Source organism: Marinobacter segnicrescens, from assembly GCF_900111555.1.
Lineage (GTDB): Bacteria > Pseudomonadota > Gammaproteobacteria > Pseudomonadales > Oleiphilaceae > Marinobacter > Marinobacter segnicrescens.
Window position 1 is genome coordinate 1 of record NZ_FOHZ01000012.1, and the last position, 13,984, is coordinate 13,984.

Sequence of the window (13,984 nt, forward strand, 5' to 3'; positions counted from 1 at the left end):
ATATTGCATTCAGATCGAGGCAGCCAATTCACCAGCGGTGACTACCAGCGATATCTCGGCAGCAACCGCCTGGTAAGCAGCATGAGTGCGGTCGGTCATTGTGGCGATAATGCCGCCTGCGAGGGGTTCTTTGGGATGCTCAAGCGGGAGCGCATCCACCACCGGCGTTACCGCACTCAGAACGAAGCGCGAGCTGATGTATTCGACTACATTGAGCGGTTCCACAATCCCAGGATGCGACGTAGAGTTGCCGTTCAGGATCGGAAGTTGTCAGCCGTTTTAAAACCGTCCGTGGAAACGGGGTAGAACCCACCGATATTTCGTCACCTTTGGGACAACTACCTGTTTCACACCAACGTGATTTCTCCTGGCCTGATCCGTGACGACGTAGACATTGCGAAATGCATAGATGCCATGGAAATGACAATTCTCTATGCCAAAGAGAGCAAGTTGTTCAAAGGGAACCAGCGGGAAGTCGGGCGCTTAAACTATGCGCTCAGGGAGCTAGGACTATCGGAGAGCGGGGAGTCTCTACTACCACTCCTCTCAGAGGAGCAGCGTGGGGAAAAGCTTAAGGAGGTGGCTTTATTTGTGACGAGAGAGAAACGCTTTCCATCGCGCTCGACCAACCTCTACCTCATCAATCTTCTCAGAAATTCGGGAGAGACGTCGAACTTAATTCTCTTCCGTTAAGAAGAGATGACCCTGACCCCGTGTTAGGTCCATCCAGAGTTGGAAAAACCCGGCTTATAATGCTGGCTAGTTGGCCGCTACTCAGTGAACCGGCGAACAGCCAGTCGGAGCGGCCCAGCGCCCAGGACCGCATTTTGTTTTCCAACCCAGCTGTTGTCGATGGGCACACCTCAACAAAACGACACAATTGATAGGCGCAATGGGAAGCGGACAAACTTCGGTATTAAAAGATGGCCAAACTATGGGGTCAAGAACACCTCCAGACGAAAAAAAGCCGGCAAGCGCCGGCTGTAAAAAGTCTTGTCCAACAACACAACAATGCAGATCGTCGCAATGTCTGTTGAAGATAATATACGTAGCTAATCAAAACTGGATCAATACGTACCTTGCGCAATGCCAGCAGAGTCCTCCGGCGCAGGGGCGTCCCTGTCTCTTGCATACGCGTAGGCTTCGAACCGGGCGATCAGGCTGGCTGCCTCCGGGGTTTCCCGGACCGCGTTGAGCAAGTACTGCGGGTCCTGGCCTTCTTCAGCCAGGCGGGGCGCCTGGGTTTTCAGGTAGGCGGTCATGATGGCGTCGCTGAACTCCGGATGGAACTGGACACCCCAGATATTGGCGCCGACCCGAAATGCCTGGTGGGGCTCGCCTTCGGAATTCGCCAGCAAGACAGCCCCCGGCGGCAGCGCCAATACTGACTGGGCATGGGTAAGGTGTGCCGGAAATGGTGAAGATAGCCCGCCCAACAGCGGATCCTGACGCCCTGCCTCTGTCAGTGCCACCTCGAAGGTCCCGGACTCGCGTCCCTGGGCGCGGAACCCGACACGCCCGCCAAGTGCCTGGGCCAGCAACTGATGACCGTAACACACACCTAAAACCGGTACCTGCAAGCGAACGGCTTCCCGCAACCACTCTGCCGTCTGTTCACTCCAACCCTCTCGGTCCGTCACCATTGAGGGGGAACCGGTTACCAGCACGCCTTGCCAGTCTGAAGGAGTGCCCGGGGGCGGTTCACGGGTGACATCAGCCACAACCACCTGCTGTTTATATTCAAGCCTGGCGCAGAACCACCGGTCAAAATCACCGGCGGTCCGCTGGATATCCGGGTAGGTCGACCCGGTTTTCAAAATCAGTATCTTCGGCATACGGTGCCAGTCCTCCAGTGGCGATAAACCGCAATCTAGCACGAACCTGGCGCCGCGCCGAGATATTGGGCGTCGAACTTTTCCGGGAAACCGTCCGCTTCAGTACCGTAACTGTTACTCAGGTCATAGCCAGCCGCCACCTGGGATCCTACTATCACCTGATAACGACTCAGGGAAAGTGAGGGCGGTTATGCCAGTCGCGATAACCGGTGCAGGCAAACCCGATGGCAAAACCAGGGTGAACGTGTGGAGCATACAAAGGGAAATTCACCAGTGAACCGGGATGGGTGGTGGCTGATCGCCGCAATCTCTCCGCTCTTGCTCCTTGGCGGCTGGATGCTGTGGCCAGATCGCCATGAACCAACCCTCACCTGGTCGTCAGCAGAGACACCTCCCGGAAAGCCCCGGGAAATCCCCAGCCAGTGGCACCCCCCTGTGCCTGTCAGCCGGCCCGGCGAAGCCCGATTCCCTGCCGAGAACGCCGTCGAAGCAGCGCAAGCCCCTGTGGAATCGGCTGACATCCGGCTGGACCGCCTTCAGCATGCCCTTGCCAATATTGCCGTGGATCAGGACGGCAACCTTGTGCTGGACGAGGTAGCGCTTGCGTCTTTACAGCAGGCGTTCCGGGCCGTTGAGAACGTGGATATGGCGATGCTGGAGGAGCTCCAGCTTTATGTGCAGGCCGGGCTCGCCGGTGAAACCGGCGCCCAGGCGGCAGAGATACTCGGCGACTACGTCCGTTACAGGAGCCACCTGGCCAAAGCAGAGGCGGAATGGTCCAGCCAGCAGGAGCTGTCTCCCAACCAGCGTCTGGAACGCACCATAGCGCTTCGTCGCCAATATATCGATCCCGTTGCTGCGAGCCAACTGTTTGCCGGTGAAGACGCCCACCAGCGCTATCTGATTGCCATGGAAGACATCCGCTCGGACCCGTCGCTGACAGAACAGGCGCGCCGGCACTCATTTGCACGGGTTCGCGAAGACCTGCGCCGCGGCACACTGCTGGTCGATTCCAGCGATGGGGCCATAGCCAGCCAGCTGCGGACAGACCGAGAGCGTTGGCAACAGTTGGGGTTGACCAATGAGACCCGCCGCCACCTGGAGCAACAAAGCCTGGGACTGGTGGCGGCAAGGGACCTCGCGGGCAGTGACCCGCAGGATTGGCAGCGCCGCTACCGTCAGTTTGACCAGGAACGGGAGGTCGTTCTCAGGGCAGGCCTGGCAGAGGACGAGAAGCAGCGCCAGATTGAGGGCCTTGTGGACACCTACTTTACAAAGTCGGAGCGGGACGCAGCAGAGGCCTGGCTGCCGCCACACCTGAGACTGGAAGCTGTCCGATAACCATCTGAACTGCCCGCTGGTTGCACCAGTTATTCAGCCTCCGGCACCGCAACGAGGCGGAAACCCGCAATATCGTTCCGGGCCATAAAGCGATTGGCCACCCGGGCGTGCACCGCGGAGAAGTGCCAACTGCCGCCCCTGAGCACCTTGTACTCTCCTTCTTCAGGGCCCACCGGGTCCACTACCCTGCCCTCCCCGTAGGGGCCGTACCAGTCCGCGCACATTTCCCAGGTGTTTCCGGACATGCCGTAAAAACCCCAGGGGTTAGGGTTATAAAGGGCAACCGGTCGGGGCCCGGAAGATCGGGGAAAAGCTTCACAACCGGACAACACAGAGGTACCGGAAACGTTGGCCTGATCCGGGCCCAGACAGTCACCGGTATGGTAGGGGCCGGTCGTCCCTGCCCGAGCTGCGTACTCCCATTCCGCTTCCGTCGGTAGCCGGTAATCGTGGTCCGGGTCCCACTCACTCAGCTCCCTGATGTACCACTGCACCCACGTCCAACGAAGACCGTCCACGGGGCATTCATCACCACATTCCGGAAACGCGGAGGGCATGCCGTCCACCAGTTCAAGCCATTGACCACGGGTGACCGGAGTTGACTGCAACCAGAAGGGCTCGCTGATCACCACCTCATGGAGGAGTTCGTCGGGCTCGTGACCCGGCGCATCGGTGGCGCTACCCATAGAGAAGGTGCCAGCAGGCACCCGGTTGAAGGTCATACCCAGGGCGTTGGTGAACTGCGGGGGCTCCACTGCATGGCCATAACCGGCCAGCAGCAAAGCCCCGGCAAAGGCACAACTGCGCCGCGGCGGGATCAACAAGCGCAAGAACACCGGCCCCTCACCTTGCGCTAGTCCAGGGTGTCCAGGATCAGGTCAGCCAACACCCGGGAGCCGGCTGCGGTGGGATGGATGCCATCAGAGGTGATGTAACGTGCTTCGTTGCCGGCAAACGCGGGACGTGTGTCAATAAACTTGATGCCCATTTGCGGGTAGGTTTCTGCCTTATAAGCCATTGAGACCGAATTGATCTGATCACGCTCCGGGTCACCCAAATTGTAATAGCCAAGGAAGATGATCTCGTCGATGCCGTCGTTACGCATGTCGTTATACATGCCCGCAAGGGTTTGCTCGATACCGGCGAGCACCTCTTCCACACAGGACTGGGTGGTGCAATCGGCCCCGTCACCGAGGAGGAAGTCGTTACCGCCACCATTCATGATGACGGTTTCGATGCCATCCTTATCCGCATTATCGTATTGATTGGGGATGGTATACCGCCTACTGCAAATCAGGCTCCCGCCGTTCACCTGGCAGCCGCTGCGGGCATAGGTATCGATGCTTTCGTCAAGGTCACCCTCCAGGTATTCATGGATATCGCCAGACAGGGCGAAAATAGAGTCACCTACAATCATCTTGTCGGCGCTCGAGCCTCCTCCGCCGCCGATGGCCCACACGTTGAAGGCCACGCACGAGGCCAGCACCGCCAGCCCTAATGGTTTTACGTTGTTGTTGAACATAACCACCTTGTCTCCTGCTTGTATTATTTGCGCTTTGGTGCGGCTGCTCCTCTGGGGAAACAGCCCACGGGATACTGCTTCAGGCAGGGAAAAGTGTATGGGTGGGGCTTTGGCAATGGCTATGACGCGACCAGCGAAATCGGCAGGACCGGGGACAACAACGCGCCGACACACCCGACCGAACGGGACAGGGTTCACAACACGGCAATCCGTCCGGTATGGCCTAACGGCGACGGAATCGAACGGCAACCAATGCAACGAGCCCCAAGGCAGGGAAAATTACCGCGAACCACTCCGGCCACTGCGTGAACCAGGACCGAAAGGCCTTCCTGGCAGGCGTATAGGGTACGTCGGCAACCATTCCGATCCGCTCGCGGAAGGGGGTTGCAGCCAGGAGTCGGCCCGATGGCGAGACTACCGTGGAAGGGCCGTTGTTGATGACGTGCACAAGGGAAACGCGATTTTCCACTGCCCGCAACACCGTGGCACCGGCATGTTGCCAGGGCTGCCGCGAGTCGCCAAACCAGCCATTATTGGACAACACCACGAGTAGCGGGCTGTCCGGGGTTGCCGACACAGAGCGGGCGACATGGCCCGGAAACGCGCTTTCATAACAGATCGCCGGTACCAGCCTGGCGCCGCCCACCGGGAAACTGACACGCTCGGACCCCGGCGTCAGGTTTGCGAAGAAATCCCCCAGGTAATCACTGGCCCAGCCCACCAGCCACGGAAACTCCCGCGACAGAGGCAGGGTCTCTCCGAACGCGACCAGTCTGTGCTTGCGGTAGCGCCCTGCCAGCTCTCCGCGCGCGTCCAGGAAAACGGACGAATTGTACTCCCGGAAGTCGGCGCGCCGGCCCTGCTGCTCGGCGTCGTGAAAGACCAGCGGCACCCCTAGCCGGGCGACGTGACGCTGGAAGGCTGCGGGCACATGGTCAACCTCGAAATACCCCTTGTACCGGGTCTCCGGCCACAGGATCACCTCCGCACCGGCTGCTGCCAATTTGCCACTCAGGGCCATTTCCGGAGGCCAGGCCCGCCCGTAACCCGGTTCCGGATCCGGTACGGAGGCGCTTGGGGTTTCATTGGACTGGACCAGCCCCACAGCAAGCGTTGGCCAGGTGCCCACCTGGCGATCCCAGTGATCCACCGCCCACCAGCCATACCCCAGCCAGGCAGCCAGCGCCGCCACACCTGCCATGGCAACAGCCTTGCCATAGCGACCCTCAATTCCGGTATGACGCCCCATGACCCGCAGAACGCCCGCGGTCACCAGCGCGTTGCTGATGCCGATCATCAGGTCCAGGCCGTAGACTCCGGTAAAGGCTGCGCCCTGAATTGCAGGCAGGAAGGCACTCTGGCTTTCCCCCAACTGGAGCGGAAACAGCACCGGAAAGCAGCCGAAGAACGCCATGACAAGGACCGGGAAAAACCAGAGCGCGTATTGACCTGATAGCCGCTGGGCCCATCGCCAGCTGAGCATCAGGAAGGCCTGCAACTGGGCCGTCAACAGCCAGAAAAGTAGTGCTCCGGCCAACGCCGGAATGAAAGCGTAGTCCTTCAGGACCTGCAGGAATTCCACCATCCATGGGGTAGCGACCAGGTACATGGAGATGCCAGAGAGCAGCCCCAGCCCGTAATGGGTACGGGCCGAGCGGCCATGTACGGCGACCAGCAAGGGCACGAAGGCCACCCAGGTCAGTGGATAGAACCCGGCATAGTTATAGGGAATCGCCAACATGACGCCGGTAGCCACTGCCCCCAGGGCCTGCCAGCTAAGGCCCCGGGACCCAGGGCTTTCCCTCATGGTTCGCTCCCCACGCTGTCCTGATCCACCACCAGGGCCTCCATGTGCTTACGGATCAGATGCTGCTTCTGCGCATCATCCAGGTCTTCCCGTTGCATGATCAACCGGCGCACCAGGTGGATTTCTGTCATCCGGTGGGCTGTTCCATAGAGTTGATCTGCGACGGCTTCGCCTAGTACCGAGCGACGAAGGGCATGCTGTAACCGGAGCTGCACCCAGGCGGCCTCCGCCGTACGGGGCCCGTCCGGGGTCAGCTCAGGTAATGTCTGTTCCAACTGCCGGTAGCGCAGAAAATCCGGCAACACAGCGATCAGCTCACTGGCCGCGGCATCCGGGAGACTGCTCCGAAGCAACTGGCCCGCTCGCTCCATAGCCTGCTGCCCGTGGCCGGCCGGCAAGGATTTCGCAAGCGCCTGTAATACATCTTCATAGGCTTCAAACTGGTCCGGCCTTTCCTTGCCGTCCAGCCGCAGTCGGTGGATGGCCCGATCCACCGGTGCAAAGGCAATCTGCTGGCTGTCCGAAAGGGCTTCGGCGCGGATGTACTGTCCCGCTCCCGGATCAGCCGGCGCCATGACCCCCACCGGGCCTGCGCCATTGATGAGCCACGCTGCCAGTAACAGGGTGACTGTCAGCATGGCCGGCGGAGGTAACCGGCGCAGCGTGACCTGTGATGTCGGAAGTAGGGTGGGCATGGCATGGTCCTTTCGCCGAGGGATCAGCTCGCTCTACGCTGACCCTGACTCGTCATCATAACCACTCAGTAAGGCTTACCGGGATGATGAAGTTCACAGGCCTGACCACTTCGTAGCCGCCGCAAGGGCTGTCAAATCCGTTACACTGTCTGCTGACGTTTCTTCACCGGAGCCTGTGTATGCCCCAATGGTTGCAATGGAGTCTGATCGCCCTTGGCGTGGTGGCTATTGTCGTGTTGCTGGTCTTTATCACCAGACGTGCGAGCCAGCTCCGCGAACACCGGAGGCAGCAGGCGCGACAACGGGCCTTCCAGGCCGAGCGACGGCAAAACATGGTCGAAAGTATCCGCATCCTTGCGATGGCCATCGAGGAAAACCAGGTGGAGTACTCTGAGGCCTGCCTGCGTATCAAGGGGCTGCTGGACCATGTCGCGCCGGACCTGCTCGAGCAAACCCCTTACCAGGTGTTCCTGGAGATCCATGACAGCATACAGCACATGCCGACCCACCGGGCCCGGCAACAGACCGATAGCCACTTCGTGCGCAAGATGGATGAAGAGCGATTCGCCCTTGAAAAACAGCATGCTGACGCGATACGTCGTGCCGCTACCGCTATCCGGCACCACAATTTCGACTAAGCTCTGACATTATTTTGTAATTTTTTGTAACAACGCTGCACGTAAAGCTATTGCGAAATCAAACGCTTTGATGCGATTTGTAACCGATAGCAAACTGTACGCACTCCTGATTCGGCATCCTCCGGGCAAACTCCAGACAGTCGACTAAAGTTTAATCAGACCCCTGAAACAGCCGAGCAACGCAGTCCGGAGCGAAGAGGTAGTTGGTACGCAAGACTCGAGCGTACCCTGATCTGCAACAAGCGGGTGAGCTTGCCGGCCTTCGGGCCGGCTTTTTTGTGCGCAGAATAACGACTCAGCTATTGCTCATCATCCCGGCCATCGCAGTCACCACATCCTTCGACGCCACCAGGTCATCAAACTCTCGCCCGACCTTCTCCGGGTCTAGGCCCAGCTCGGTATAGAGCGCTTCGGGAATCGGAGTCCTTGCGCCGATTTCCAACCCCCGTTCATTGAGCAGCTGGCGTCCCAGCCACAACAGGCGCGGGTAGCTGTCATGCGGGCCCTGATAGTCGAGGCTTTTCTGGTATCTCAGCGCCACGACCACCTCATCGGGCATGCCCCAGTTAGTCATCAGCTCAGCGGCCAGTTGCTCCCGGGTTACCCCCAGCAGGTGCTGCTCGACCACCGAAGTGTCAATGTGCTCATTGACCTCCCAGTTGCGGCAGGCCAGCCGGAAGTGCGGTGGAAAGACCTGCGCCAGTACCAGGTAACCGAAGTTGTGAAGCAGGCCAGCCAGGTAGGCTAACCCGAAAACCGGGCGTTGGCCGCGGGGCATCATCGACGCCAATATGCCTGCCGCCTGGGCCTGCCATATGGCCTGCTGCCAATAGCCAACAAACCCTCTTGGCTGGTCGTCAGGCTGTTTCAGCGCGCGTCCCAGGGACAGCCCCATGGCCAGGTTCATCACCAGGTCGAAACCAAGGATGCGGGAAACCGCATCGTGGACGGAACGAACCTGGCCTGCTGCGGCATAGAAGGACGATGAGGCCCAGCTGACCACCTGGGCCGCAAGGCTCGGGTCGCTTTCGACGATATCCACCAGGTCACCCATATTGGCATTGGGGTTAACCCGCAAATGGATGATCCGCTGCGCGGTTTCTGGCAGGGGAGGTAACTCCAGGGTATCTTCCAGCCTCTGGCGGATTCGTAGCCCGGTAAAACGCTGTATCGCCGAGAAAACCTGTTCCTGGTCCCTTTCAGGCGTCCGTGGTACAGCATCTATCTCTGCCAGGGGAACACAGAACGAACGCTCTTCCGGTTGACCAGCCAGCGTCCGGAACTCTGCCTGGTCAAGGGTTAGGCGGGCATCCCGCCCCACTGGTTCGATCACCAGGCGCCCGGCGCCGGCAACACGGCTGTCTATCAGGGTTGGCCAGCCGGTCAGCCCTGGCAAGGCAGGCAGCCCCTCCAACCCGGTCGGACGCAGCAGACGTGTGTAATCGGCACGGGAGACCAGCCGGAGCTCACGCCCCAATTGCTTGTTCAGACCCACCAGGTCCAGCAGGTCGTCATGGCAGCAGATCACCTGCAGCTGGCCCTGGTTGTCCCCCAGTAACACCATTCGTAACCGAACACCCGGTGCTGGCGCACCCGAGGCCTCGGCTTCAGTCACGATGGCGGCCTCGTTCAGAAGCTTCCGGACAGCACCGGACATCTCCATTTTGTTCTCCTGTAAAAAATCGTTGTGGACCTGCTTTTCAGTGTGGCTCAAAGTGAGCCGGAAAGCAGACCGGTTTGGTCAATTCAGTAACGATTCTGTACCGCCGTAGATTCAGACGTCACCATAACGAACCCGCTCGCCCAGCCAGCGGCGCACCAACGCCTCGGTGGCACGGGTATCTTTCATAACAGACGGCGCCATAGTGCGGACACTCTCGATCCAGTCACGGTCGCGTTCAAAGTCTGCCAGCCGAAACTGCATCATGCCGGTCTGGCGGGTACCCAGTACTTCTCCGGGGCCACGTATTTCCAGGTCCTTTTCCGCGATCACAAACCCGTCCTGGCTGTCCCGCAGGGCCTGTAATCGGGCCCGACCGTTCTGCGACAGGGGCGCCTGATACATGAGCACGCAGAAACTGGCCTGCTCACCACGCCCTACCCGGCCACGCAACTGGTGCAACTGTGCCAGCCCCAGACGCTCAGGATTCTCCACAATGATCAGTGATGCATTGGGCACGTCGACACCCACTTCGATGACGGTCGTAGCCACCAGCAGGTCCAGCTCACCTTCCTTGAAGCGGTCCATGACGGCCGCCTTGTCGGCTGCCTTCAGGCGACCATGCACCAGCCCCACCCTCAGCTCCGGCAATCGCTCCTGCAGGCTTTCGGCGGTCACTTCCGCTGCCTGGCACTGCAGGGCCTCAGACTCCTCGATCAGGGTACAGACCCAGTAGGCCTGACGGCCAGACTGACAGGCCTTGCGAACCCGCTCTATCACTTCGTCCCGACGGCTATCCTGGATCACTATGGTTTCAATGGGTTTGCGTCCCGGCGGCAATTCATCGATTACGGAGGTGTCCAGGTCCGCATAGGCACTCATGGCCAGCGTGCGGGGAATGGGGGTTGCAGTCATGATCAGCTGATGGGGAGCCCGTTGCCCCTCTGCTCCCTTGTCCCTCAGCGCCAGGCGCTGGTGGACCCCGAACCGGTGCTGTTCATCGATAATCACAAGGCCCAGGCGTTCAAACAATACATCACCCTGGAACAGCGCATGGGTACCGATAATCAGCCTGGCTTTCCCTTCCGCCAGTCGACCCAGGGCTTCCGTACGGGCCTTGCCCTTGACCTTGCCGGATAACCAGACCATTTCCAGCCCCAGTGGCTCCAGCCATTGACGGAAATTCTGGTAGTGCTGCTCGGCCAGGATCTCGGTGGGCGCCATCAGGGCTACCTGGGCGCCCGCACCGATGGCCTGCAGGGCCGCCAGCGCAGCAACCACGGTCTTGCCGGAACCCACGTCCCCCTGAACCAGGCGAAGCATGGGTAACGGTTGGCTCAGATCCTGGCGGATATCCGCAACCACCCGGGCCTGTGCCGGTGTCAGGCTGAACGGCAGCTGGTCAAGAAAACGCTCCGTCAGGTCGCCTCCAGGAAGCAATGGCAGCGCCTGCCGTTGCTGAATCTGTTGACGGACCAGCAACAGACTCAACTGATGGGCCAGCAACTCTTCCATCACCAGCCGTTGCTGCGCCGGGTGACGACCCTCCATCAGCAGGTGGACGGGGGCATCCGCCGGTGGTGCGTGGACAAGCGCCACCGCCGACGTGATATCCGGCAACTGATAGTCGGCCAATAATGACGGTGGCAGCCAATCCGGTATGGGGTAACGTTTCAGGTAGCCCAGGGCCTGTCGGCACAGGCTGCGAACCCTGGGCTGCTGGATGCCTTCCGTCAGGGGATAGACCGGTGTCAGCGTGGCCTCCCCGGGCGGGGGCATTGCCGGCGGATTAACCTGGTACTCAGGATGGTAGAACTCGAACCCGGCCCGGCCAGGGCGCACCTCGCCATAACACCGCACCCGCACGCCTTCGGTCAGCTGGTTCTTCTGGGCTGCGGAAAAATGGAAAAAGCGCATGACCAGGAAACCGCTGTCGTCCCTGAGCGTCACCTGCAGGCTGCGCCTGCGGCCCATGACCATATCCGCCCGCATGACCGTACCTTCCACCACCCCGGTGTCCCCCAGTCGCAAACTGCCCATGGGGATTACACGGGTACGGTCCTCATAGCGGTGCGGCAAATGAAACAGCAGGTCCTGCAGGGAAGTAATGCCCAGCCTTGCCAGGGTGCCGGCGAGCGCATTACCGACCCCCTTGAGGGTGGTGACGGGCAAGTCTTCCAGTGACGCCATCGGTCGACCGTCAGCCGCCGGCGGCCAGGGCCGGCTTTTGCTTCTCCGCTTTCTCGATAACGCGGCACTGGCTGGCAGCCAATGACAACACATCAATGGCTTTCGGGCGCGGGAAAGTTACCCGCCATGCCAGGGCAACGGTGCGGAAAGGTACCGGGGGCGCGAATGGCCGGACAGCGAGGATGTCCTCATCGTAGGGCATGGACGTCGCCGCCGACAGCGGCAACACGGTAATACCCAGGCCCGAGGCGACCATATGCCGAATGGTCTCCAGGGAACTGCCTTCAGTGACCAGGGTCGGGCCCGTGGCCTGTCGCTCGGTAACGGTTTCCACCAGCGGCGGACAGGATTCCAGCACCTGGTCGCGGAAACAGTGCCCCGGCCCGAGCAGCAGCAACTGCTCACCAGCGAGCTGCTCGGCGGTCAGTGCCGATTCCCTGGCCAGCGGATGACCACCCGGCAGCAGGATAACGAACGGCTCGTCATACAGGGGCAAGGTCACGACCTCCGGCTCTTCGAACGGCAGCGCAATGATGATGGCGTCCAGCTCGGACTGGCGAAGCTTCTGGCGCAGATTACCGGTATAGTTCTCTTCAATGTACAGCGGCATGTCCGGCGCGGCCCTGCGCAGCTCGGGCAGCAGGTGTGGGAACAGGTACGGACCGATAGTGTAGATAGCGCCGACGCGCAACGGCGAGTTGAGCTGGTTCTTGCCGTCCTGGGCCATGTCACGGATGACGCCGACCTGGTCCAGCACCCGCTGAGCCTGCTCGATAATACGCTGGCCGGTCTCGGTAACACGGATGCTGCTTTTGCTGCGTTCAAAGAGGGGAACACCCAGCTCCTCTTCGAGCTTCTTGACCGCAACACTGAGGGTCGGCTGGCTGACATGACAGCGCTCGGCGGCCCGCCCGAAATGCTTTTCCCTGGCAAGTGTGACGATGTAACGTAGTTCGGTCAGGGTCATGACAGGCTCCAATTGCTCTTTATGAGCTCAAGCATAAGGATTGAAATTGACTATGGCAATCTCTGCAGACCAGTCCCGCCCCCATGTCCTGGTTGCCGGCTGTGGTTCACTTGGAGGCACTATTGCGAGTGCCCTGACCGCTACGTCCGAGGTATGGGGAATTCGCCGTACCGCCAGCGCCATACCCAAGGGCGTTCACCCGGCGCCAGCAGACCTGATGGACAGGCCATCCCTGGCGAAGGTTGTGCCAGAAGCGCCTGATATCCTGATCTACTGCCTGACCCCGTCTACCTATGATGACGCGGGTTACAGGGCCGCCTACGTGGACGGCCTTGCCAACTTGCTGGCGGTAACGGATACCAGCAAGCTCAAGCGGCTGTTCTTTATCAGCAGTACCAGCGTGTATGGCCAGGACGATGACTCGCAGGTGGACGAGACCAGCCCGGTTGCCCCCAGGCGGTTCAGCGGTCAGCGGGTTCTGGAGGGGGAACAACTGGCGCTGGACAGTGGCGTGCCCGCCACGATCATTCGCTTCAGCGGAATTTATGGCCCAGGCCGGGGGCGCTTCCTCGAATCAGTAATGGCGGGAGAGCTCAACCCTGATTCACCGGGCCCATACACAAACCGCATTCATGAGCAGGATGCGATGGCCGCCTGCGTGCACCTGGTGCAACGGGCACTGGAAGGAAAGAGCCTGGAAAATTGTTACCTGGCCAGCGATTGCGAGCCAGCCAGACTGGACGACGTGGTGGCCTGGATTCGCCAGCAACTTCCGTGTCAACCACCCCGGGGCGATGGCCGCCGGGGTGGTCGCGGCGGCAGTAAACGCTGCGACAATCAGCGCCTGCTGGCAACGGGCTTCAGCTTCACCTACCCGGATTTCCGCAGCGGTTACCGACCGATGATCGAAGCGATCAGAAACGGTCGCGTCAGCTGATCACCATGACAGCGTCCATTTCCACCGGTACGCCCTTGGGCAGGCCGGCGACGCCGATGGCAGCACGGGCCGGGTACGGCTCCTGGAAATAGGTGGCCATGACTTCGTTGACAGTGGCAAAGTTGGCAAGGTCAGTCATGTAGATGTTCAGCTTGACGATGTCCTGCAGACTACCGCCAGCAGCCTCACAAACGGCTTTCAGGTTCTCGAATACGCGACGGGTCTTGTCAGCAAAATCGCCGGCGACCACTTCCATGGTTTCCGGGTCCAGCGGAATCTGACCAGACAGGTACACGGTATCGCCGGCCTTTACGGCCTGTGAATAGGTACCGATGGCTTCCGGGGCGGCATCAGTCTGGATGATGGACTTGTTGCTCATGTCAGGTGAATCC

General features: G+C 60.4%; 13 protein-coding genes and 1 pseudogene. 4 read left to right on the forward strand and 10 right to left on the reverse strand.

The window, feature by feature from the left end:
* On the forward strand, positions 1 to 306 hold a 306-nt coding region (locus BM036_RS12315; protein ID WP_143066605.1), incomplete at its 5' end, for an IS3 family transposase.
* A 442-nt stretch (positions 307 to 748) separates the two neighbouring features.
* On the opposite strand, the pseudogene BM036_RS20545 reads toward BM036_RS12315, so the two are convergent.
* Both BM036_RS20545 and BM036_RS12325 read right to left on the reverse strand, forming a co-directional pair.
* Positions 749 to 860: pseudogene (locus BM036_RS20545) on the reverse strand (IS66 family transposase); the annotation flags it as partial.
* A 207-nt stretch (positions 861 to 1,067) separates the two neighbouring features.
* On the reverse strand, positions 1,068 to 1,835 hold the full coding sequence (locus tag BM036_RS12325) for a glutamine amidotransferase (RefSeq protein WP_091852565.1): 768 nt from the start codon (positions 1,833 to 1,835) through the stop codon (positions 1,068 to 1,070).
* Between the two features lie 273 nt (positions 1,836 to 2,108).
* Here BM036_RS12325 and BM036_RS12330 point away from each other — a divergent pair, with 273 nt between their 5' ends.
* Positions 2,109 to 3,176 carry a lipase secretion chaperone gene (locus tag BM036_RS12330; RefSeq protein ID WP_091852568.1) on the forward strand — a complete coding sequence of 356 codons (1,068 nt, stop codon included), beginning with the start codon at positions 2,109 to 2,111 and terminating at the stop codon, positions 3,174 to 3,176.
* Positions 3,177 to 3,205: 29 nt separating this feature from the next.
* Here the strand turns inward: BM036_RS12330 and BM036_RS12335 are convergent, their stop codons facing one another.
* From BM036_RS12335 to BM036_RS12350, 4 genes are all read right to left on the reverse strand, one after another.
* A complete protein-coding gene (locus BM036_RS12335) occupies positions 3,206 to 4,000 on the reverse strand; it encodes a formylglycine-generating enzyme family protein (protein ID WP_143066608.1) in 795 nt (264 codons plus the stop codon).
* Between the two features lie 29 nt (positions 4,001 to 4,029).
* Positions 4,030 to 4,698 (reverse strand): SGNH/GDSL hydrolase family protein, encoded by a 669-nt coding sequence (locus BM036_RS12340; RefSeq protein ID WP_091852574.1) that lies wholly within the window; start codon positions 4,696 to 4,698, stop codon positions 4,030 to 4,032.
* A gap of 223 nt (positions 4,699 to 4,921) precedes the next feature.
* Entirely contained in the window at positions 4,922 to 6,505 is a 1,584-nt protein-coding gene (gene lnt / locus BM036_RS12345) for an apolipoprotein N-acyltransferase (protein ID WP_091852577.1), read from the reverse strand.
* Entirely contained in the window at positions 6,502 to 7,200 is a 699-nt protein-coding gene (locus BM036_RS12350) for a lipase secretion chaperone (protein WP_091852580.1), read from the reverse strand. The genes lnt and BM036_RS12350 overlap by 4 nt, the downstream gene beginning before the upstream one ends.
* Positions 7,201 to 7,379: 179 nt before the next feature.
* Here BM036_RS12350 and BM036_RS12355 point away from each other — a divergent pair, with 179 nt between their 5' ends.
* On the forward strand, positions 7,380 to 7,838 hold the full coding sequence (locus tag BM036_RS12355; RefSeq protein WP_091852583.1) for a DUF2489 domain-containing protein: 459 nt from the start codon (positions 7,380 to 7,382) through the stop codon (positions 7,836 to 7,838).
* A gap of 295 nt (positions 7,839 to 8,133) precedes the next feature.
* On the opposite strand, the gene BM036_RS12360 is transcribed toward BM036_RS12355, so the two are convergent.
* The 3 genes from BM036_RS12360 to BM036_RS12370 form a co-directional block, all read right to left on the reverse strand.
* Positions 8,134 to 9,501: an aminoacyl-tRNA deacylase and HDOD domain-containing protein gene (locus tag BM036_RS12360; RefSeq protein WP_091852586.1), complete on the reverse strand. Its 1,368-nt coding sequence runs from the start codon at positions 9,499 to 9,501 to the stop codon at positions 8,134 to 8,136.
* Positions 9,502 to 9,612: 111 nt separating this feature from the next.
* Positions 9,613 to 11,688 carry an ATP-dependent DNA helicase RecG gene (recG, locus tag BM036_RS12365; RefSeq protein ID WP_091852589.1) on the reverse strand — a complete coding sequence of 692 codons (2,076 nt, stop codon included), beginning with the start codon at positions 11,686 to 11,688 and terminating at the stop codon, positions 9,613 to 9,615.
* A 10-nt stretch (positions 11,689 to 11,698) separates the two neighbouring features.
* A complete protein-coding gene (locus BM036_RS12370; RefSeq protein WP_091852592.1) occupies positions 11,699 to 12,655 on the reverse strand; it encodes a hydrogen peroxide-inducible genes activator in 957 nt (318 codons plus the stop codon).
* Between the two features lie 52 nt (positions 12,656 to 12,707).
* Between BM036_RS12370 and BM036_RS12375 the strand changes: the two genes are divergently transcribed.
* Positions 12,708 to 13,592 carry an NAD-dependent epimerase/dehydratase family protein gene (locus tag BM036_RS12375; RefSeq protein ID WP_091852595.1) on the forward strand — a complete coding sequence of 295 codons (885 nt, stop codon included), beginning with the start codon at positions 12,708 to 12,710 and terminating at the stop codon, positions 13,590 to 13,592.
* Here BM036_RS12375 and BM036_RS12380 read toward each other — a convergent pair.
* Entirely contained in the window at positions 13,585 to 13,971 is a 387-nt protein-coding gene (locus BM036_RS12380; RefSeq protein WP_091852598.1) for a RidA family protein, read from the reverse strand. The two genes, BM036_RS12375 and BM036_RS12380, sit on opposite strands and share 8 nt — an antisense overlap.
* Positions 13,972 to 13,984: the final 13 nt, after the last annotated feature.

Coding starts and splice junctions, on each gene's coding strand:
- BM036_RS12325 (WP_091852565.1), bottom strand. CDS start 1,835: ATGCCGAAGATACTGATTTTGAAAACCGGGTCGACCTACCCGGATATC.
- BM036_RS12340 (WP_091852574.1), bottom strand. CDS start 4,698: ATGTTCAACAACAACGTAAAACCATTAGGGCTGGCGGTGCTGGCCTCG.
- lnt (WP_091852577.1), bottom strand. CDS start 6,505: ATGAGGGAAAGCCCTGGGTCCCGGGGCCTTAGCTGGCAGGCCCTGGGG.
- BM036_RS12350 (WP_091852580.1), bottom strand. CDS start 7,200: ATGCCCACCCTACTTCCGACATCACAGGTCACGCTGCGCCGGTTACCT.
- BM036_RS12355 (WP_091852583.1), top strand. CDS start 7,380: ATGCCCCAATGGTTGCAATGGAGTCTGATCGCCCTTGGCGTGGTGGCT.
- BM036_RS12360 (WP_091852586.1), bottom strand. CDS start 9,501: ATGGAGATGTCCGGTGCTGTCCGGAAGCTTCTGAACGAGGCCGCCATC.
- recG (WP_091852589.1), bottom strand. CDS start 11,688: ATGGCGTCACTGGAAGACTTGCCCGTCACCACCCTCAAGGGGGTCGGT.
- BM036_RS12370 (WP_091852592.1), bottom strand. CDS start 12,655: ATGACCCTGACCGAACTACGTTACATCGTCACACTTGCCAGGGAAAAG.
- BM036_RS12375 (WP_091852595.1), top strand. CDS start 12,708: ATGGCAATCTCTGCAGACCAGTCCCGCCCCCATGTCCTGGTTGCCGGC.
- BM036_RS12380 (WP_091852598.1), bottom strand. CDS start 13,971: ATGAGCAACAAGTCCATCATCCAGACTGATGCCGCCCCGGAAGCCATC.